This window comes from Streptomyces sp. NPDC052496 (assembly GCF_040679095.1).
GTDB lineage: Bacteria > Actinomycetota > Actinomycetes > Streptomycetales > Streptomycetaceae > Streptomyces.
This window is the reverse complement of record NZ_JBFAUH010000007.1, coordinates 266,344-285,967: the sequence shown is the minus strand read 5'-3', so window position 1 is coordinate 285,967 and position 19,624 is coordinate 266,344. Positions and strand designations below refer to the sequence as shown.

Here is a 19,624-nt window from a genome sequence, read left to right as displayed (position 1 = left end):
GGGCCTGGGCCGGTCAGTGCCTGTCGGGTCCGGGCCTGGGTGTGGTCAGTGCCTGTCGGGTCCGGGGGCGAGCGTTCGCAGGTTCACGGACTTCCCGAGCGCCCGCAGGCCCGCGTCGCCGGGGTGCAGGTGGTCGCCGCTGTCGTACGCGGGCAGCAGCCGCTGCGGGTGCGCCGGATCGCGGAGGACGGCGTCGAAGTCCAGTACGGCGTCGAAGGCGTGCAGGGGGAGGGCGGAGTCCCGTATGGCGTCGGAGTTGTGTACGGCGTCGGCGCCCGTGCCGTGTGGGACTTGGGACCGGATCGCGGTGTTCAGGGCGGTGCGCCGCGCGTCGACCGCCGCCGTGCAGTCCGCGAAGCCCTCGCACGGCGCTACGGTCGCGGCCACCACCCGTAGCCCGCGCTCGTGCGCGCGCCGGGCGACGGCCCGCAGTCCGGCCAGGACCTCGTGCGCCGGGGTGCCGGCCCGTAGGTCGTTGATGCCCTCGAAGACCACGACCGTACGGACCGAGGGCTGCGCCAGCACGTCCCGGTCCAGCCGGTGCTCGGCGCTGACCCCACCGGTGTCGGCGCTCACCCCGTCACCCGGATAGCGGTCGGTGACCACCCGGTTCGCCGCGATGCCGCTGTTGACCACGCCGTAGCGCGGCACTCGGTGCTGCGCCTGGAGGCGGCGGGCCAGTACGTCCGGCCAGCGTCGGTCGGCGCCCGCCGTCGAGCCCTGCCCGTCGGTGATCGAGTCGCCGAGCGCCACGACCGTGCCGGGGCCGCCCGCGACCTCCACCCCGGTCAGGAACGGCCAGCCGGTCAGCGTGCCCGGGTACGCCGCGCCGCCGATGTCACCCGTACGGTCGCCGCTGCCCGGCGTGCTGACGTACGAGACCTGCCGGGACTCCCGGTGCACCGGCGCCGCCGTCACCGTACCCGGCAGGTGAACGCTCACCAGCAGTGTGCGGCCCGCGGGCACGGTGAAGGGCAGGGGATCGCTGTACGCCTGGGCGCCGGCCGGGAGTCGTATGCCGCGCCGCCCGTCGAACGTCAGCGGCACCGGCTTGCGCGCGGCGTCCGCGCCGCCGCCCCCGCCCTGTAAGGCCACGCTCGCCGCCCCGAAACTCACCGGCGCCGACGCGAACGTGTTCGCCAGCCGGACCCGGACCCGCGGCCCGCCCGCGCCGGTACGTACGACCAGCCGCAGCGTCTGGTCACGCCACGGCCCGGCCTTCGCGTAGCCGCCGGTGCTCGCGCCCCAACCGCCCGTCCAGCCCGCACCGTTGTCACGTACCGCCGCGGCGAAGACGTGCAGATCGGCACCAGGGCCCGGGTCCTCGGGCAGTACGACGGCGGCCACCTCGCGGCCGCGCGCCAGCGGCACGCTCACCGCGTACAGCCGCGCCCGCTCGGCCCGTTGGCCACCGGGCGTGTTGATGTGCGGCAGCGCCACCGCCTTGGTGCTCAGCGGTCCGGTACGCCAGTCGGGCGCGGTCAGCCGGTACGTGCTGCGCGTCCCGTCCCGGTAATGGACCGTGCCGCTCCCGGTCACGGTGCCGCCCGTCGCGGCCACCAGCAGCGACAGCGCGTCGCCGCGGCCGCGCAGCCGTACCGTCTGGCCGGCGGCCCGTACGTTGTCCGGGCGGCCCGCGGCGGTGCGCGGCCATCGCAGCCGGGCCGCGTCGAGGGTCAGCACCCGCCCCGGCGTCCAGCCCGCGGCGATGAGGTCCGGCGCGGACAGCGAGTTGCCGGCGCCGTCGAAGTCCGCCGACCCGGGATCGGACGGCTCGCTGACCGCCGTGTTGTCGAAGAAGGCCGTCAAGGGGGGTGGGGACGGGGCCCGTTGGCCCACCGGCGCCCCTGCCTCCGCTGCCGCTGCGGGGGCGAAGGGGAGGGAAAGGGCAAGGGAGGGGACAAGGGCGAGGGCAAGGGCGAGGGCAAGGGTGAGGGCAAGGGTGAGGGAGGGGCGCAGGGCCGGGGTGCGGAGTGTTCCTCCCAGTCGTACGCGCATACGTTCTTCCTTCCGCCGATCGCCGGGTGCCGGTCGCCGACACGTAGGCGCGGACGAGCACGGACCGAGGACGAGCGCGAGCGTCAGACGACCGCGAGCGGCACCGCCCGCACCCCGCCCTCCGGCCGGTGATCCGGCCACCCGCCTGCCGCGCGCCTGTGGCCACCGCCCCGGCCCGGGTGGGACGCTACGCCCATGAACATGTCTTTCCTGGACAAGTGGCGCAAGCGCCCGGAAGTGGGCCCTGCTGTGGAAGACGACCCCGAAGGCGCGGCGATGCTCCTGGCGGAGTGCGAGCTGCTGCGTGCCCAGGCTCAGACCGAAGGCGTGGAACTGGACGACTCGGTGCACTCGTTGGAGGCGCTGGACCAGTTGCGTCCGGCCTGGCGCGACGACCCCGAGGTGGTGACCTGGCTCGGCAACGACGCGGGCTGCTACCTGGGCACGGTGCTGGTACGGACGGTGCCCGGCGCGGCCTGGAAGGTCTGGCCCGGCGGCGAGCCGGTGGTCCGGCTGGCCTCCGGCCGGGAGGTGGACGTGGTGACGGCGGGCCGGGACTGGGCGGCCAACGGGGCGCCCGAACTGTGCCAGCTCTACGCGGAGGCCGCCGAAAGCTGACCACCGGGCCTACGGGGCCTACCGGGCCTACGGCAAGACGCCGGGAGCCGGCCGCCGGGCACCCGCACAGCCGCCGGGCGCTCCCTCACACGAACCCGATGTCGTACGCCAGCCGCCACCGGTCGGCCCGTACGACGATGTCCGAGGTCTCCACGGCCCGCCCGTCCGCGTCGAAGTGGGTGCGTTCCACGGCCGTGACGCACTGGCCGGGGGAGCAGCCCAGCGCCTCCGCCTCGGCGCTGGAGGCGGGCCGGGATCCCACGCGCTCCTCGGCGCGCACCACCCGGATCCCGATGGCGGCCATGCGCCCCCGCACGCCCCGTCGCGCGTAGGGGCCGCACTCCGGGAAGATCACGTCGGTGCCTTCGGTGATGGCGAGTGGTTCCCAGCTCGTGGCGAGCTGTACGGGCTGCCGGTTGGCCAGGTACTCGTACACCGACCGCACGACGCCGGTGCCCGGCACGATGCACAGCCGCCGTGCCACCCGGTCGGACGCCGCGTCCGTCGACGAGGACACCTCCCAGGTCAACGGCGTGTGCTCGGGTGACCCCTCCAGGGCGATACGGGCGGCGAACGGGGAGTCCACGGCGCCGGTGGAGCGCAGCAGGGTGCCGATCGGCGCCCGGTCGGCGACGAACACGCCCCGCCCGAACTGGCCTTCCGCGTAGCCGGCGGCTTTGAGGACGCGGACCGCGCGGTCCACCGTCTGGTCGCTGGCCTCGTAGGCCCGCTTCAGCTCGGACCGGGACGGGATCCGCGCGCCGACGGGCAGTACCCCGTCGTCGATCTGACGGCGCAGATCGTCGGCGATGCGCTGGAAGACGGGCCGGTTGTCACGCATGCCCCACAGGCTAGGTACGCAGGCAGGCTCTGTGTACCTAGGGGAGTGGCGCCGGGCAGGGGTCCGGGCCGGAGGCCGGGGCCGGGCGGGCGTGGGTACTTTGCCGGGTAATCGGGGATTATCGGGGCATTCATGCGTGTCAGGGGAAAAGTGCTGCTTTCGGGCGGGTAGTTTGCGGGGTCCTGCGGTGTCCTGGCGGTACGGATGAGAGTGAGCGGGCTGCACATGGCCGGTGATGCGCTGATCGAGCTGCGCGGGGTCAACAAGTACTACGGGAAACTCCATGTCCTCCAGGACATCGACCTCACCGTCGGCCGCGGTGAGGTGGTCGTCGTCATCGGGCCCTCCGGGTCCGGCAAGTCGACCCTGTGCCGCACCGTCAACCGCCTGGAACCCATCGAGTCCGGCACCATCACCCTGGACGGCCACCCGCTTCCCGAGGAGGGGCGGGAGCTGGCCAGACTCCGTGCCGAAGTGGGCATGGTCTTCCAGTCCTTCAATCTCTTCGCCCACAAGAGTGTGCTGGCCAATGTGATGCTCGCGCCGGTCAAGGTCCGTAAGTGCAAGAAGGAGGAGGCCGAGCAGCGGGCGCGCCGGCTCCTGGAGCGGGTGGGCCTGGCCGCGCACGCCGAGAAGTACCCGGCGCAGCTCTCCGGCGGGCAGCAGCAGCGGGTGGCCATCGCCCGCGCGCTGGCCATGGAGCCGCAGGCCCTGCTGTTCGACGAGCCGACCTCCGCCCTCGACCCGGAGATGATCAACGAGGTGCTGGAGGTCATGCAGCAGCTCGCTCAGGAGGGCATGACGATGGTCGTCGTCACCCACGAGATGGGTTTCGCGCGCTCCGCGGCCAACCGTGTCGTCTTCATGGCCGACGGCCGGATCGTCGAGGACCGTACGCCGGAGGACTTCTTCACCGCGCCCGAGAGCGACCGCGCCAAGGACTTCCTCTCCAAGATCCTCAAGCACTGACCGGGGGCGCCGCCATGCACCAGACCCGAACCGCCCTCGTGGCGCTCGCGCTGACCGCCGCCCTGCTGGCTGCCGGCTGCGGCAAGCCCGGCAGCCCGCCGGTCAAGGGCCCCAAGGGCAGCGAACTGCCGCGCTACGCGATCGCCGAGGGGTTCCAGCTGCCCGCCTCCGCCACCTGGCGCAAGGCCAGGAGCCGCGGCCGGCTGGTCGTCGGCGCCAAGGAGGACCAGCCGTACATGGGCGAGCGTGACCCGGCCTCCGGCACGTACACCGGCTTCGACGTCGAGATCGCCAAGATGCTGTCGGCCTCTCTCGGGTTCGACCCGAAGAGCATCCAGTTCAAGACCATCTCCTCCGCCAACCGTGAGACGGCCCTGCAGAACGGCCAGATCGATTACTACGTCGGCACCTACACCATCAACGCCAAGCGCAAGCAGCAGGTGGGCTTCGCGGGGCCGTACTACATGGCGGGGCAGGGCCTGCTGGTGCGCAAGGATCAGAAGGGCATCGACGGGCCGGGGGACCTGGCGGGCCGCAAGGTCTGCTCGGCGGCCGGTTCCACGCCGTACCAGCGCATCAAGGCCGATTACCCGAAGGCCGACCTGGTCGCGTACGACACGTACTCGGTGTGTGTGGACAACCTGCTCACCTATCAGGTGGACGCCGTCACGACCGACGACGCGATCCTCATGGGCTACGCGGCCAAGGTGCCCGACGAGCTGAAGCTGGCCGGCCGGCCGTTCTCCGAGGAGCCGTACGGCATCGGTGTGCCGCGCGGCGACACCGCGCTGCGCCTCGCGCTGGACGACGCGCTCGCCGCCCACGAGAAGAACGGCGACTGGAAGAAGGCGTACGACGCGACGCTGGGCCTGTCCGGCGTCCGCGCTCCGCGGCCACCCGCGATCGACCGCTACCCGGCGAGCTGAGGACGAGGACCGACCGGATGAACGTACTGGTGGACAACTTCTCGCTCTACGGGGAGGGCCTGCTCGGCACCGTCGAACTGACCGTCCTCGCCTCGCTGCTCGCGCTCGTCGTCGGGGTGCTGATGGCGGCCTTCCGGGTGGCGCCGGTCGGCTCGCTGCGGGTGTTCGGCACCGTGTGGGTGACGGTGCTGCGCAACACGCCGCTGACGCTGCTGTTCTTCGCGGTGCTGCTGGGCCTGCCGCGCTTCGGCGTGGTCCTGCCCTTCAAGGTCTTCGCCGTCCTCGCGCTGGGCTGCTACACCTCCGCCTTCATCTGCGAGGCGGTGCGCTCCGGCATCAACACCGTCCCGGTGGGCCAGGGCGAGGCGGCCCGCAGCCTCGGTATGACCTTCTCGCAGACGCTGGGCGACGTGGTGCTGCCGCAGGCGTTCCGTACGGTCATCCCGCCCGTCGGCTCCACGCTCATCGCGCTCGCCAAGAACTCCGCGATCGCCGGCTCCTTCAGCGTCGTCGAACTCCTCGGCACCTACAAGACGCTCAACGAGCTGGGTTACAGCATCATCTGGACCTTCGTCTGGATCGCCGTCGGCTATCTGATCGTGACCCTGACCATCAGCGCGCTGTTCAACGTGCTGGAAAAGCGCTGGGGGATTCCCCGATGACCGCCACCACCGCCCTCTACGACGTCCCCGGACCGCGCACCAGGCGCCGGCACCGGCTCTACGGGATCGCGGCGACCGTGGTGATCCTCGCCGTTCTGGCCTGGGTCGGGTACCTGCTGGTCGACACCGGCCAGTTCAGTGCGCGCAAGTGGTCCCCGTTCGCCTACCAAGGCATTCAGGAGCTGCTGCTCGAAGGGCTGGGCAACACGCTCAAGGCGTTCGCGATCGCCGCCGCGCTCTCGCTCGTGCTGGGCGCGGTGCTGGCCGCCGGGCGGCTCTCGGACCATGCGCCGGTCCGCTGGGTGAGCACGCTGCTGGTGGAGTTCTTCCGGGCGATGCCCGTACTGGTCATGATCTTCTTCGTGTACGTGGCGCTGCAGGCGGAGCCGCTGTACGCGCTGGTCGCGGGGCTGACGCTGTACAACGGCTCGGTGCTGGCCGAGGTGTTCCGGGCCGGCGTGCACTCCGTCGACCGGGGACAGCGGGAGGCCGCGTACGCGCTGGGGATGCGCAAGACGCAGGTCATGACGCATGTCCTGGTGCCGCAGGCGGTCCGCGCCATGCTGCCCACGATCATCAGCCAGCTGGTCGTCGCGCTGAAGGACACCTCGCTCGGCTTCCTGATCACCTACGAGGAGTTCCTGCACGCCGGCAAGCTGATCGCCTCCAACCTCGATTACGACCTGCCGTTCATCCCGGTCGTCATGATCGTCTCGCCGATCTACATCGGCCTGTGCATGCTGCTGTCGTGGTGTGCCCACCGGGTCGCCAAGCGGCAGCGCAGGAGTCCGAAGACGGACGCGGTGGACGTGAACGCGCCCGAGCCGGGGACGCTGCTGCCCGGCGCGCAGCAGCAGCACTGATCCCCGGCCCGGTGCACGGGCTCTCAGTCGCGTACCGGCACCGACACCCACGACGGGTCGTCCGCGGGGGAGGAGAAGGTCAGCTGGGCGCCGGACGGGTTGTGCTCGATGTAGAGCGGGTCCACGGAGTCCACGACCACCGCCAGCCGGTGGCCCGCCGGGACGTCGTACGCCGTCGAGAACAGCTCCAGGTCCACGCCGAACGGCGTGCCCGGCGCCTTGCCGTGGAAGGTGAACGGCGCGTGCGAGACCAGCTTGCCGAGGCCGAGCGGCCCCACGTCGTACAGGTAGGCGATGCCGGTGCCGCTCTCCGCGGTGCTGGTGACGGTGGTGTGCAGCTTCGCCGTACCGCGTACGTGCTGCGCGGAGGTGTACCGCTCGGACTGCCACACGGCGGCGGCCGAGCGGGGCAGCAGCGGGATCGAGGCCATCGGTGGCAGCCGGAAGAACTGGTCCAGCAGGCTGGAGAGGAAGACCGTGCCGCCGTTGGCGCCGGAGTCCCGGTTCGTACGGATGCGCTGGGTGCCGTTCAGCTCGATGCGGCGGCTGCCGGAGGGGACGTCCTGCCAGCTCTGATAGCCCTCGTAGGCCCCGGTGGAGCGGGACTTCAGCTGTACGGGCGCCTCACGGTCGACGCCGTTGTCGGCGCCTTTGAGGTAATGGTCGAACCAGCGTCTGGTGTGGTCCCAGGTGTCGTTCGGCAGACCGAGCAGGCCCAGGCCCTCGGCGGTGGCGTGGTCGCCGGGCCGGAACTCCAGCCGTTTGGGGCCCTTGAGCTTCTCGTAGAAGTCGGCGTACTGGTTGGGCGGGAAGAGCGAGTCGCCCCAGGCGTTGCCCAGCATGATCGCCGCGCCATTGGCGTTGATCTTGTCGAGGTAGGTGACCGGGGACCGCTTGGCGCCCCACTTGAGCATGTCGCCTTCCTTGGCCAGGTTGGAGGCGAGGAAGTCCTTGAGGATGGTCTTCAGCTCCGGGCTGGGGCGCCCGGTGAGGGCGCCGGCGCCGCCCAGCAGCGCGGCCGCCTGCTGATGCTGGGTGCGGCCGCTGTAGATCGAGTCGATCAGGTCGGCCCAGCCGCTGAGCGCCGCGACCGCCTTGATCCGCTTGTCGAAGGCCGAGGTCAGCAGGCTGATGCCGGCGCCGTACGAGACGCCGGCCATGCCCACCTTCGCGGGGTCGGCCGGGGTGTGGGCCAGTGCCCAGTCGATGACCTTGGAGGCGTCGGCGATGTCCGGGGGACCGGCCGTCTCGATCTGCCCGCCGGACTGCCAGAAGCCGCGGGAGTTGTAGCCCACCACCACGTACCCGGCGTCGGCGAGCTTCTTGGCCTGTACGACGTACTCGATCTGCGGCACGGCCCAGCTGGTGGGGAGCACCACCAGCGGGTAGCGGCGGCCGGGTACGGCGTCGCCCGGGGTGAAGACGTTGGCCTTCAGGGTGATGCCGCCGTCGCCCTCGATGTCCACGAACTTCACGTCCGGGAACTTCGCCGCGAGCTCCTGCTGCGTGCCGGCACCGGCCGTGGGCGCGCTCGTGGCGGGGGCGTGCGGTGCGGCGGTGGCGGAGTGCGCCAGGGGGGCGCCCGCGAGGGTGGTGGTGGCGAGCACGGCGGCGGAGACGGTGCCGATGGTGGTGCGCAGCATGGTGCGGGAGGGCGACATCTACTGCTCCTAGTGCTTCAAGGCTGAAGTACTGGAGAGTAAGGTGCGCTTCTTACCGCTGGTAACCCGTCGGTAGGTCACGGATGGGTAACGCCGGGGCGGGCGGTGCGCCCGGCCGGTGGGCCGGGCGCACGTCCAGGTCAGAGACCCAGGTCGGGGCCGAACACCTCGTAGTGGATGTCCGCAGCGGCCACACCCGCCGTCAGCAGCTGGTCGCGGGCGGCCTTCATGAAGGGCACCGGGCCGCAGAGGTAGGCGACGGTGCCTTCCGGGATGTCGATCCGGCTCAGGTCGATCCGGCCCTCGTGGCGGGTGACGGCGGGCTCGTCGCCCTCCGCGGCGTCCGGCTGCTCGTACCAGACGTCGGCCGTGGCGCTGCCCAGCTTCTCGGTCAGCTGCCGCAGTTCGGCACGGAAGGCGTGGGTGGCGGGGGAGCGGTCGGCGTGCACGGACAGCACGCGGCGGGCGGAGCCGTCGGCGGCGAGCCGGGACAGGATGCCGATCATGGGCGTGCAGCCGATGCCGGCCGAGGCCAGCAGCAGCGGGCGGTCGCTCTCCTCCGGCACCACGTCGCCGAACGGGGCGCTGACGCGGAGGACTTCGCCGTCGCGCACGTGGGCGTGCAGGTGGTGGGAGACCTCGCCCGCCGGCGAGCCGGCCGCGTCGCCGGCCACCCGCTTCACGGAGAACTGCAGAGCGCCGTCCGGCTGCCCCGACAGGCTGTACTGGCGGATCTGCCGGGCGCCGTCGGCGAGCCGCACCTGTACGGAGACGTACTGGCCGGGCCGGGAAGCGGGGACCGGGGCGCCGTCCACCGGCCGCACGACGAAGGTCACCACGTCCTCGGTCTCCTGGAGGCGGCTGACGACGCGGTACTCCCGCCAGACGTCCCCGTCGGGCGCGCCCGCGGCCTCGTACAGGCGCTTCTCGACGGCGATCAGGGCGTTCGCCATCAGCCAGTACACCTCGTCCCAGGCCGCCGCGACCTCTTCGGTGACCGCGTCGCCCAGGACCTCGACGATGGCCTCGAACAGGTGCTTGTGCACGATCGGGTACTGGTCGGCGCGGACGCCGAGCGAGGCGTGCTTGTGCGCGATGCGCTCCAGCATCGTGTCCGGACGCTCGTCCGGGTGCTCCACCAGGTACGTCGCGAAGGTGGCGATGGAGCCGGCGAGTGCCTGGCGCTGGCTGCCGTTGGCCTGGTTGCCGCGGTTGAACAGGTCGCGGAGCAGCTCGGGGTGGGCGGCGAAGAGCTTGTCGTAGAAGAGCGGGGTGATCTCACCGATGGCTGCTCCGACCGCGGGCAGGGTGGCACGGACGGTCTCGGCGGACTGGGACGACAACATCGGATGCTCCGGTTCTTGTTTCTTGGGATGTGCTGACGGCTCGGCTGCTGGGGAGGGCGCTGCGACGTGCTGTGACGCCAATAACTTGCATCTCAGATTCGCATTTCTCCGCAAGCGTACGAGCCGGGACAGGGGGGTGCGGTAGGGCCGTTCAGCCCTCCGGCCGGGGCGTCAGGCTGAGCAGCAGAGGGCCGGTCGGGGTGCCCACCAGGTCCTCGATGGACAGCTGGTCGAGCGAGGCGAAGAACGCTTCCTGCGCGGCGCGCAGGGCGCCCCGCAGACGGCAGGCCCCGCGCAGCGGGCAGGGCGGATCGTCCTCGCACCCCACCACGTCGCCGACGCCCTCCAGTTCGCGCACCAGGCGCCCCAGGGAGCCGGTGCGGCCCTCCGGGGTCAGGGACAGGCCCCCGTTGCGTCCGCGCCGTGCCTCCACGACGCCCAGGTGCTGGAGTCTGCTCACCACCTTGGCGGCGTGCGTGTACGGGACCTGGACGGCGCCGGCCACCTCGCGGGTGGTCGGCGCGTCGCCCCGGCCTTCGAGGACCGCCAGCCGCATGGCGATGCGGAGCGCGATGTCGGTGCTCTTCGTCAGTCGCACGAGCACACCGTACTGAATTGGATTTTCCGATGCCAATTTGGGGTGCGGCGGACGGAACGGACGGCCGCGCGCCTGTTCCGCCGCGCCGGGCAGCGGTACGGTCGGGCCGAAGGGCATCCACGGGCCACCCTCCGGCCGCCGGGATGCGGTGCCGGAACCGGCCCGGATCCATCACGCCTGGAGGCCGCCATGCTCCCGACCCGCACCCTTCTCGACAGCATCACCACCAAGGCCCGGCTCGGCACCGACGTGCTGGCCCCGGCCACCGACGCCCTCGCCGAGTGCGAGAAGGCCGTCCTCGTCTGCGCCACGGGCATGTCGGCGTCCGACGAGGCGGACCGGATGCGCGAAGCGGTCCGCGCCGACCTGGACTGCCACGACGTCGTGGGGACGACCCTGCGGCTGCTGCTGCGGGAGGGCGGCGCGGAGACCCGGCTGCTGGCCGCGCAGCTCGACGCCTGCGCCGTCGCCTGCGAACGCAGCAACGAACTGTGCCGCGCACACGCCGGCAGCCACGAACACTGCCGCCTGTGCACCCAGGCCACGACCCGCGCACTCGACGCCTGCCGCGGGGTGCGGGAGGCGTTGCGTCCGTAAGAACTGTCCCCGGCCGGCCCGCGGACCGGAAGTGGCACGGGGCGGACCGGCCGTACGGCACCGGTGAGGCGCCACACGTTCGCGGTGTGGCGCCTCACCGCTGCCGTACGGCGCGGGCGCCGGGCTACTTCCCGTGCCGTGCGCGCCAGTCGGCGACGACGCTCTCCACGTCGTACGGCTCCAGGCCGAGCGGCGGGCCGGGCGGCGGCTGCCGGACCGCCTCCTGGATCTTCGTGTTGATCTCGCCGACGACGCGCCGCACCGCCCGCTCCGAAGGGGCCCGCAGCGCGGCCTCCAGCGCGTCCTCGGCCTCCTTGCGCAGCGCGAGCGTCGGCGGCAGGAAGGAGAGGTTCTCCCGGCTCATCTTCTCCTTGACCCACCACATGGCGTCGTACGGCTTGTCGAGACCGGTCAGCGGCTTGCCGAAGCCGGGCAGGCCGGCGAAGTCACCGCGCTCCGTGGCCTCGCGGATCTGCCGGTCGGTCCAGGTCTCGAAGCTGACGCCGGGGGGCTTGCGCTCGGTCATCACGGACTCCCTCGGGTGGGGATGCAGCCGGTCACCCACGGCCCTCGCGCGGCGGAGCCGTCGCTACAGGATTACCACACCGGGATGTCCCGGGCGCGGCCGGAGACGGGAGGCCGCGGCGCGGGACGGTGACGACGCGTACGCGGGCGGCTGCCGGTCGCGTAGAACAGAAACTGCGCGGGGGCCGAACCGGAGGAAAGGCGGAGCCGATGGCCGCAGTTGGCGAGTGGTGGCGGAGCGTGCGGACGGAGCGGGGCCGGGTGCGCGGCGCGCCGGCCCCGGTGGCGGACGACGAGGCGGACGCGGTGCGGCGGCCGGCGGGCGCCGGAGCGGCGAGCCCCGCGGACGCCCCGGCGGTGGCCGCCTTCCGCGGCATCCCGTACGCGGCCTCGCCGGCCGGCGCGCTGCGCTTCTCGCCGCCGCGCCCGCACGAGGGCTGGACCGGCGTACGGGACGCGGCGCGTCCCGGACCCGCCGTGCCGCAGGGCCCGTCACGCCTGGAGCGCGTGATGGGGGCGCGGACGCCCGACTGGGACGAGGACGGCTGCCTGACCCTGAACGTCTGGAGCCCGGCCGACGCGCCGGACGCGGGCCGGCCCGTGCTGGTGTGGTTCCACGGCGGCGGTTTCACCAGCGGCTGCGGCGGCTGGGACTGGTACGACGGCGCCCGGCTCGCCGCGCTCGGCGACCTCGTCGTGGTCACCGCCAATTACCGTGTCGGCCCGCTCGGCTGGCTCTTCCTGCCCGAGGCCGGAGTGGCCAACCTCGGCCTCCAGGACCAGGCCGCTGCGCTGCGCTGGGTGCACGAGAACATCGCGGCCTTCGGCGGCGACCCCGGCCGCATCACCGTCGGCGGCCAGTCGGCGGGCGCGTACGCGGCCCTGTCCCTCGCGGTCGCCGAGCCCACCCGCGGCCTGGTGCGCCGGGTCGTCGCACAGAGCGGGCCGTGGGGAATGCCGCCCCAGGACCCGGCCGCGGCCGCCGAGACCACGGCGGACTTCCTGCGCCTGCTGGACGTGCCCGACAAGGCGGCCGTGCCCGGCAACGAGGCGGCCGCACTGCGGGAGTTGCGTGCCCTGCCGGTGGAGCGGCTGCTCGCCGCGTACGCCCGGCTGGCGGCGGACCGCGCCCGCCCGGGCCGCCTCGCGCCGCCCATGTACCCGGTGCTCGGCGGCACCGGCCTGCCGGTGGCGCTCCGGCAGGCCGTGGCGGACGGCGCCCTGGGCGGCACCGAGCTGCTGATCGGCACGGTACGGGACGAGATGACCGCGTTCCTGGCGTTCGACGCGGCGGCCCGGGCCTGCACCCGGGACGACGTCCTGCGGATCATGTGCGAGGACGCCCGCGGCGACTTCCGCGACGGCGGCCGTGCCGAGGCGGCCGTCGCGTACGACGACTTGGCGCGGCTGCGGCCGGACGCGTCACCGGCGGACCTGCTGACCGAGGCGGCCACCGGCTGGATGTTCCGGGACGGCGCCACCCGCATCGCGGAGCAGCGCGCCGCGCAGGGCACACCCGCGTACGTCTACCGCTTCGACCGGGCCCCGGACGGCGACGACGGCACGCTGGGCGCCACCCACTGCGCGGAACTGCCGTTCCTGTTCGGTACCTTCGACGCCTACCCGCGGAGCCCGATGCTGGGACGCACCGGCCCGGAGGACCGCCGGCTGGCGCGCGCGTTCGGCGGCGCGCTGGCCGCCTTCGCGGCCACCGGCACGCCCAACGGGCCGGGGCTCGCGGACTGGCGGCCGTACCTCGGCGGGCCGGCGCCCGAGGTGATGTACTTCGGGTGAGCGCGGGGCCGGGGCCCCGGCCGCCGTCCCCCCGCGCGTCTTCCGGCGCGCCCGGTTCCGTACGGCCTCGTGGGGGCCGGTGAGGAAACGGAGCGGGACAAGCGCCGAGCGGGGGAGACCGCGATGCACGGAACGTTCACCGAGGCGTACGAGGAAGCGCTCGCCACCTGGGGCGGGGACGTCGAACGCCTCGACATCCGTACGCCGTTCGGCGTCACCCGCGTCAACCGCGCCGGACCGGAAGGGGCCCCGCCGCTGCTCCTGCTGCCCGGCGGCGGGGACTCGTCCGCCGCCTGGTCCGCCAACATCCCCGCATGGTCCCGCACCCACCGGGTGCTGGCCGTCGACCTGATCGGCGACGTGGGCCTCAGCCGCCCGGCCGGGGGACGGCGGATCAGCAGCGTCGCCGACCTCGTCCGGTGGCTCGACGCGCTGCTGGACGGCCTGGGCGTCGGACGGGCCGCCCTCGCCGGGCACTCCTACGGCGCCTGGATCGCCCTCCACCACGCCCTGGCCTCGTCCCGGGTCAGCCGCCTCGTCCTGCTCGACCCGACCGGCTGCTTCGCCGGGTACCGGCCCGGGTACCTGCTGCGGGCGCTGCCGACGCTGCTCGCGCCGAGCCCCGCGCGCGTCCGCTCGTTCCTGCGCTGGGAGAGCGGCGGCGCGCCGCTGGACCCCGCCTGGCTGCGGTTGCAGGAGGCGGCGGCCGGTTTCGACAAGGCCCGGCCCGTCGCGGGGCCGCGGCCGGCGGCGGAGGCTCTGCGCGCGCTGCGGACACCGGTGCTGGTCGTGCTGGCCGGCCGCGGCCGCCCCCACGATGCCGGGCGGGTGGCGAAGGCCGCCGCGGCGCTGCTTCCCGATGCGGGGATCACGGTCCTGCCCGGCAGCAGCCACCACGGGATGCAGCATCAGGCGGCGGGTGAGATCAACGCGAGGGTGGGGGCGTTCCTCGGGCAGGGAACCCTGGCGCCCGGCTGAGACGGGGGCGGAACCGGGCCGTGATCGCGCCCGGCGGGGCGGGCCTTCGCGGCGGGGTGGGCCTTCGCCCTACACGCCGGCCCGGTGGCCCTTCGGCTCGGCCGGCGCCAGCGCCGCCTTCGTCACGTCGGCGACGAGTTCCACCACGTCGGGCCCGTACGCCTGCGAGTTGACGACCTTCAGCAGCAGGCAGAACTGCCCGTCGGTGCCGTACTTGCGGGCCAGCCGCGCCCGGTTGCGCACCAGGTGGCGGACGGCGGCGCGGTGGGTGACCGGGCGCTGCCCGGCCGCGAGGAAGACCGGCCGGCCGCTCGCGACGGCGGTGAGCCGGGCCAGCAGCACGTACTCCACCGCGCCGGGCTCCATCCGGTACGTCGAGCCGCCGACGGCGAACGTCCCGCGCCCGATGCCGTGTTCGTCACCGGGGTGGACGGCGACGCCCGGCAGCAGGTTCGCCAGGTGAGCCGCGAGGCGCCGGTGCGCGGTCGGGTCACCGACACAGAACTCGGTGCGGGCGCCGAAACCCTGGAGTCCGGTGTCGTGCGGCGCGACCTCCGCGTGCGCCCCGCACGTCTCCACCACCGAGGCCAGGCCGAGCAGGGCGAGCGCGTCGTGCCGCGGGATGCTCCAGTGGGCCGACGTGCTGTCCCGGTGGGTGACCAGCACGCACTCCGACCCGTCGGGCAGCCCGAAGAAGCTCTGCTCGCGGCTCAGCTTGCGGCGCGCCACGGCGGTGTGCGCGGCCCAGCCGGCCGCGGCGCCCGCGGCGAGGGCGGCCGCCGCCACGATCACGAGGAGCAGGGTGTGGTCCATGGCGGGGGAGCGTAGCGGCTGTCCGGGAGTGTGTTCGAACGCGGGGCGGGCGGCTGGGCTGCCTTGCCCGGTTCCGTACGGACATGGGCGCACCGCCCGCTGTGCGGCGGCCCGTACGGACATGGGAGCGCCGTCCGCTGTGCGGCGGCCCGTACCGTTGCGCACCGGCGGCCGTTCCGCCGTTCGCGCCCCTTTCGCGCCCTGCCCTCGCGCCCCCTGTCGCCCCCGTGATCACGCAGGTAGGCTCCGGCCCCTGCCGCCCGAACAGGCCAGGAGGGAACGCCGTATGACACCTGCCCGACGCCTTTCCGTACTGGGGGTGGTCGCCGCGCTCGCCGGTTCGCTGACCGCCGTCCCGGCCGCGGCCCAGTCACCGGCCGCCGCCCCGCCGTCCGCTCCGGCCGGGCTGTCCGCGAAGACCCCGAAGACCCCGCCGAAGGTGCCGGTCGCGACCGGTTACGGCGGCGCGGTCTCCAGCGTGGACGCCGACGCCTCGGCCGCCGGCATCGAGGTGCTGCGCAAGGGCGGCAACGCGGTGGACGCCGCGGTCGCCACCGCGGCGGCCCTCGGCGTCACCGAGCCGTACTCCGCCGGTGTCGGAGGCGGCGGCTACTTCGTCTCGTACGACGCCAAGTCCCGCACCATACGCACCCTCGACGGCCGCGAGACCGCGCCGCTCAGCGCGGACAGCGGCCTCTTCCTGGAGAACGGCAAGCCGGTCCCGTTCGCCGAGGCGGTCACCAGCGGCCTGTCCGTCGGCACCCCCGGCACGCCCGCGACCTGGGACACCGCGCTGGACCGGTGGGGCACCCGCCCGCTGCGCGAACTCCTGAAGCCCGCGGAGAGACTGGCCCGCGACGGCTTCACGGTCGACGAGACGTTCCGTGCGCAGACCGCCGCCAACGAGGAGCGCTTCCGCGACTTCCCGGCCACCGCCCGCCTCTTCCTTCCCGGCGGCAAGCTGCCGGTGGTCGGCTCCACCCTCAAGAACCCGGACCTGGCCCGTACGTACAAGGAGCTGGGGGACAAGGGCGTCGACGCGCTGTACCACGGGCGGCTCGGCAGGGACGTCGTACGGACCGTCCAGCAGCCGCCGGTGCGGCCCGGCGCCGGCCGCAAGGTACGGCCCGGCGACCTGACGGCGAAGGACCTGCGGGAGTACGAGGTGCGCCGCCAGGCGCCGACCAGGGCCCGCTACCGGGGCCTGGACGTGTACGGCATGGCGCCCGGCTCCTCCGGCGGCACCACGATCGCCGAGGCGCTCAACATCCTGGAGCGCAGCGACCTGTCGAAGCTGAGCGAGAAGGACTACCTGCACCGCTACATCGAGGCGAGCCGCATCGCCTTCGCCGACCGTGGACGCTGGGTCGGCGACCCGGAGTTCGAGGACGTGCCGACGCGCGGCCTGACCTCGCAGCGTTTCGCCGACTCCCGGGCCTGCCTGATCAAGGACGACGCGGTGCTCACCAGCCCGGTGGCGCCCGGTGACCCGCGCCACCCGCAGCCCTGCGGGACCGGTGGCCGGGCCGCCCCGACGACGTACGAGGGCGAGAACACCACCCACCTGACCGTCGCCGACAAGTGGGGCAACGTCGTCGCCTACACCCTCACCATCGAGCAGACCGGCGGCAGCGGCATCGTCGTACCGGGCCGCGGCTTCCTGCTCAACAACGAGCTGACGGACTTCTCCTTCGCCCCGGCGAACCCGGCCGTGCACGACCCGAACCTGCCGGGTCCGGGCAAGCGCCCGCGGTCCTCGATGTCCCCGACGATCGTGCTGCGGGACGGCCGCCCGGTCGTGGCGCTGGGCTCGCCCGGCGGCGCGACCATCATCACCACCGTCCTGCAGAGCCTGCTGAACCACCTGGACCGCGGGATGCCGCTGGTCGACGCCATCGCCGCGCCCCGCGCCAGCCAGCGCAACGCGGCCGCCACCGAGCTGGAACCCGGCCTGTGGAACAGCCCGGTCCGCGCCCAGTTGGAGGCCATCGGCCATACGTTCACCCGCAACCCGGAGATCGGTGCCGCGACCGGCGTACAGCGCCTGCCGGACGGACGCTGGCTGGCGGCGGCGGAGAAGCAGCGGCGCGGGGGCGGATCGGCGATGGTGGTACGGCCCAAGGGGTGAGCGGTCGGGGCGTACCAAGGGGGGCGGGCCGAGGGAAGCGGGTAAAGGCTCAGGGCGGAGCTCTGCGTACCACCCCAATCGGTACACAACGGGAGTATACGTACGTTAATTGACCGTACGATAAGTTTCCCGATGTGAACGACGACCCGAACGACCACCCGCCCCCCTCCCCGGACGGCGACCTGGACGTGGACGCCTTCGCCACCGCGGTCGAGCACGTCAACCGCTTCTACGCCCGGCTCCCCACACCGGCGAAACTCTCCCTCACCACCCTGTCGGTGCTGGACACCCTCGCGTACGCCGACGGGCCGCTGCGGCTGACCGACCTGACCAGGACCGAGCAGGTCAGCCAGCCCGGCATCACCCAGCTCGTCACCCGCCTGGAACGCGACGGACTCGTGGAGCGCCGCCCCGACCCCAGCGACGGACGCGCCGTCCTCGTCCGCATCACCGAGGCGGGCCGGCGGATCGGCCGCTCCCGCCACACGGACCGCACCCGCCACCTGGAACCGCTGGTGGCCCAGCTGACCTCCGGGCAACGGCAGGCGCTCGCCGACGCGCTGCCGGCCCTGACCCGCCTCGCGGAACTGGGCCGGCACCGGCCGTGACGCCCCGGACGCGCCGTTGAAGCGGGCGCCGCCCCCGGTTACCGTCGAAGTTGTTCGTTCGAACGAACATGTGCCGGTGAGGGGGAGCCATGGGCCTACGGGACAACGGCACCAGGGAGTACGAAGGGCTGGCCGAGCAGGCCGCGGCGCTGGCGGCGGGACAGGTGTCCTCGGCCGAGCTGGTACGGCGGTCGCTGGAGCGCATCGACGCCACCCAGGACACGGTCAACGCCTTCCGGCGGGTCCGCGCCGAGGCCGCGCTCACCGAGGCCGCCGCGGCCGACCGGCGCCTGGCCGCGGGTGAGCGGCTGCCGCTGCTCGGCGTGCCGGTCGCCGTCAAGGACGACACCGATGTGGCGGGCGAGCCCACCGCGTTCGGGTGCGCCGGGGAGTTCCCGCCCAAGTCCGCCGACGCCGAGGCCGTACGGCGGCTGCGCGCGGCCGGCGCGGTCGTCGTCGGCAAGACCAACTCCTGCGAGCTGGGACAGTGGCCGTTCACCGAGGGGCCCGCCTTCGGCGACACCCGCAACCCCTGGAACCCCGGCCACACGCCCGGCGGTTCGTCGGGCGGCTCGGCCGCCGCGGTCGCCGACGGGCTGGTGCCGGCCGCCCTCGGTACGGACGGCGCCGGCTCGGTCCGCATCCCCGCCGCCTGGACCCACCTCGTCGGCATCAAGCCCCAGCGCGGCCGGATCTCCACCTGGCCCGAAGCGGAGGCGTTCCAAGGCATCACGGTGCTGGGCCCGTTGGCCCGTACGGTCCGTGACGCGGCGCTGCTGCTCGACGCCGCCGCCGGCAACCACGACGGCGACCCGCACCGGCCCCGCCCGGTCGCGGCACGCGCCGCGGCCGACCGCGACCCGGGACGGCTGCGGATCGCCCTGTCCTGGAAACCGGCCTTCACCGGTACGCCCAAACCGCTCCACCCCGAGGTGCGCACGGCCGTCACCGCCCTCGCCCGCGCCCTCGCCGGCCTCGGCCACCACGTCGAGGAGGCCGAACCGGACTACGGGCTCATCGGCCTCGCGTTCGTGCCCCGGGCCACGGCCGGCGTACGGGAGTGGGCGCTGCGGGTGCCCGACCGCGCGCTCCTGGACCGCCGTACGCGCGCGGCGGCCCGGCTGGGGCGGCTGCTCGGCGGCCCCGTGCTGCGCCGGGCGCGGGTGGCGGAGCGGCGGCAGCACGCGCGGGTGGGCGCGCTGTTCGGCCCGTACGACCTCGTCCTGACACCGACCACGGCCGCGCCGCCGCCGCGCATCGGCACGCTCGCGCGGATGAACGGCTGGCAGACGGACCGGGCCATGATCGCCGCGTGTCCGTACGCCTGGCCGTGGAACGTCCTCGGGTGGCCGGGCATCAGCGTACCGGCCGGCTTCACCGCGGGCGGGCTCCCCCTGGGCGCCCAACTCCTCGGCCCCGCCCACTCGGAACCGCTGCTGATCTCGCTGGCGGCCCAGCTGGAGGCGGAGTTGCGGTGGTACGAGCGGTGGCCCGAGGTGGGGGCGGGGAGCGTGGGGGAGGGGGCGGTGGTGGCCATGGAAGGCAGGGGGGAGCGGTGTTCGACGCGGGGGCGGGCGCGGGTGCGGGGCCTGAAGGCGGCGGCCGGCCGGCTCCGGACGGCGGGCGGTTCCGGTCCGGCGGACGCGGTGGACCGGTGACGGCGCGCGGCGCGGGGCGGAGAGGCACGGGAGCCGGACAG

Annotated in this window: 18 protein-coding genes; 11 read left to right on the top strand and 7 right to left on the bottom strand. The window is 73.7% G+C overall.

Translation table 11 applies throughout. From position 1 onward, the window contains the following. Positions 1–45: 45 nt before the first annotated feature. Entirely contained in the window at positions 46–1,998 is a 1,953-nt protein-coding gene (locus tag AB0L45_RS12790) for an SGNH/GDSL hydrolase family protein (RefSeq protein ID WP_365838985.1), read from the bottom strand. 195 nt (positions 1,999–2,193) lie between these two features. Here AB0L45_RS12790 and AB0L45_RS12785 point away from each other — a divergent pair, with 195 nt between their 5' ends. Continuing rightward, positions 2,194–2,616 carry a DUF6278 family protein gene (locus AB0L45_RS12785; protein WP_365838983.1) on the top strand — a complete coding sequence of 141 codons (423 nt, stop codon included), beginning with the start codon at positions 2,194–2,196 and terminating at the stop codon, positions 2,614–2,616. An 85-nt stretch (positions 2,617–2,701) separates the two neighbouring features. On the opposite strand, the gene AB0L45_RS12780 is transcribed toward AB0L45_RS12785, so the two are convergent. Continuing rightward, the gene (locus AB0L45_RS12780) at positions 2,702–3,457 is read right to left on the bottom strand and encodes a GntR family transcriptional regulator (RefSeq protein WP_365838981.1); all 756 of its coding nucleotides are present in this window, start codon (positions 3,455–3,457) and stop codon (positions 2,702–2,704) included. 225 nt (positions 3,458–3,682) lie between these two features. On the opposite strand from AB0L45_RS12780, the gene AB0L45_RS12775 reads away from it, so the two are divergent. The 4 genes from AB0L45_RS12775 to AB0L45_RS12760 are packed head-to-tail and all read left to right on the top strand — an operon-like array spanning position 3,683 to position 6,877. Continuing rightward, entirely contained in the window at positions 3,683–4,426 is a 744-nt protein-coding gene (locus tag AB0L45_RS12775; RefSeq protein WP_365839054.1) for an amino acid ABC transporter ATP-binding protein, read from the top strand. 14 nt (positions 4,427–4,440) lie between these two features. After that, the gene (locus AB0L45_RS12770; protein ID WP_365838979.1) at positions 4,441–5,352 is read left to right on the top strand and encodes a glutamate ABC transporter substrate-binding protein; all 912 of its coding nucleotides are present in this window, start codon (positions 4,441–4,443) and stop codon (positions 5,350–5,352) included. A 17-nt stretch (positions 5,353–5,369) separates the two neighbouring features. Beyond that, a complete protein-coding gene (locus AB0L45_RS12765; RefSeq protein WP_365838977.1) occupies positions 5,370–6,014 on the top strand; it encodes an amino acid ABC transporter permease in 645 nt (214 codons plus the stop codon). After that, positions 6,011–6,877: an amino acid ABC transporter permease gene (locus AB0L45_RS12760; protein WP_365838975.1), complete on the top strand. Its 867-nt coding sequence runs from the start codon at positions 6,011–6,013 to the stop codon at positions 6,875–6,877. Before AB0L45_RS12765 ends, AB0L45_RS12760 begins: the two co-directional genes overlap by 4 nt. A 23-nt stretch (positions 6,878–6,900) precedes the next feature. Here the strand turns inward: AB0L45_RS12760 and AB0L45_RS12755 are convergent, their stop codons facing one another. From AB0L45_RS12755 to AB0L45_RS12745, 3 genes are all read right to left on the bottom strand, one after another. Continuing rightward, the gene (locus AB0L45_RS12755) at positions 6,901–8,538 is read right to left on the bottom strand and encodes an alpha/beta fold hydrolase (protein WP_365838973.1); all 1,638 of its coding nucleotides are present in this window, start codon (positions 8,536–8,538) and stop codon (positions 6,901–6,903) included. Positions 8,539–8,678: 140 nt separating this feature from the next. Beyond that, positions 8,679–9,884, bottom strand: coding sequence for a globin domain-containing protein (locus AB0L45_RS12750; protein WP_365838971.1), 1,206 nt, complete (start codon positions 9,882–9,884; stop codon positions 8,679–8,681). 151 nt (positions 9,885–10,035) lie between these two features. Beyond that, positions 10,036–10,482: an Rrf2 family transcriptional regulator gene (locus AB0L45_RS12745; protein ID WP_365838969.1), complete on the bottom strand. Its 447-nt coding sequence runs from the start codon at positions 10,480–10,482 to the stop codon at positions 10,036–10,038. Between the two features lie 189 nt (positions 10,483–10,671). Between AB0L45_RS12745 and AB0L45_RS12740 the strand changes: the two genes are divergently transcribed. Next, positions 10,672–11,079 (top strand): hypothetical protein, encoded by a 408-nt coding sequence (locus AB0L45_RS12740; RefSeq protein WP_365838967.1) that lies wholly within the window; start codon positions 10,672–10,674, stop codon positions 11,077–11,079. A 124-nt stretch (positions 11,080–11,203) separates the two neighbouring features. Here AB0L45_RS12740 and AB0L45_RS12735 read toward each other — a convergent pair whose 3' ends face one another. Continuing rightward, positions 11,204–11,605, bottom strand: a complete 402-nt coding sequence (locus tag AB0L45_RS12735) for a DUF1992 domain-containing protein (RefSeq protein WP_365838965.1) — start codon at positions 11,603–11,605, stop codon at positions 11,204–11,206. A 209-nt stretch (positions 11,606–11,814) separates the two neighbouring features. Here AB0L45_RS12735 and AB0L45_RS12730 point away from each other — a divergent pair, with 209 nt between their 5' ends. After that, positions 11,815–13,398 (top strand): carboxylesterase family protein, encoded by a 1,584-nt coding sequence (locus AB0L45_RS12730; protein WP_365838963.1) that lies wholly within the window; start codon positions 11,815–11,817, stop codon positions 13,396–13,398. A 123-nt stretch (positions 13,399–13,521) separates the two neighbouring features. Next, entirely contained in the window at positions 13,522–14,376 is an 855-nt protein-coding gene (locus AB0L45_RS12725) for an alpha/beta fold hydrolase (RefSeq protein ID WP_365838961.1), read from the top strand. Positions 14,377–14,445: 69 nt separating this feature from the next. Here AB0L45_RS12725 and AB0L45_RS12720 read toward each other — a convergent pair whose 3' ends face one another. Then, positions 14,446–15,189, bottom strand: coding sequence for a hypothetical protein (locus AB0L45_RS12720; protein ID WP_365838959.1), 744 nt, complete (start codon positions 15,187–15,189; stop codon positions 14,446–14,448). 286 nt (positions 15,190–15,475) lie between these two features. Here AB0L45_RS12720 and ggt point away from each other — a divergent pair, with 286 nt between their 5' ends. The 3 genes from ggt (at position 15,476) to AB0L45_RS12705 (ending at position 19,583) form a co-directional block, all read left to right on the top strand. Beyond that, a complete protein-coding gene (ggt, locus tag AB0L45_RS12715) occupies positions 15,476–17,317 on the top strand; it encodes a gamma-glutamyltransferase (protein ID WP_365838957.1) in 1,842 nt (613 codons plus the stop codon). A gap of 134 nt (positions 17,318–17,451) precedes the next feature. Continuing rightward, entirely contained in the window at positions 17,452–17,925 is a 474-nt protein-coding gene (locus AB0L45_RS12710) for a MarR family transcriptional regulator (RefSeq protein ID WP_365838955.1), read from the top strand. 89 nt (positions 17,926–18,014) lie between these two features. Further along, positions 18,015–19,583 carry an amidase gene (locus AB0L45_RS12705; RefSeq protein ID WP_365838953.1) on the top strand — a complete coding sequence of 523 codons (1,569 nt, stop codon included), beginning with the start codon at positions 18,015–18,017 and terminating at the stop codon, positions 19,581–19,583. The last annotated feature ends 41 nt before the right edge of the window (positions 19,584–19,624 follow it).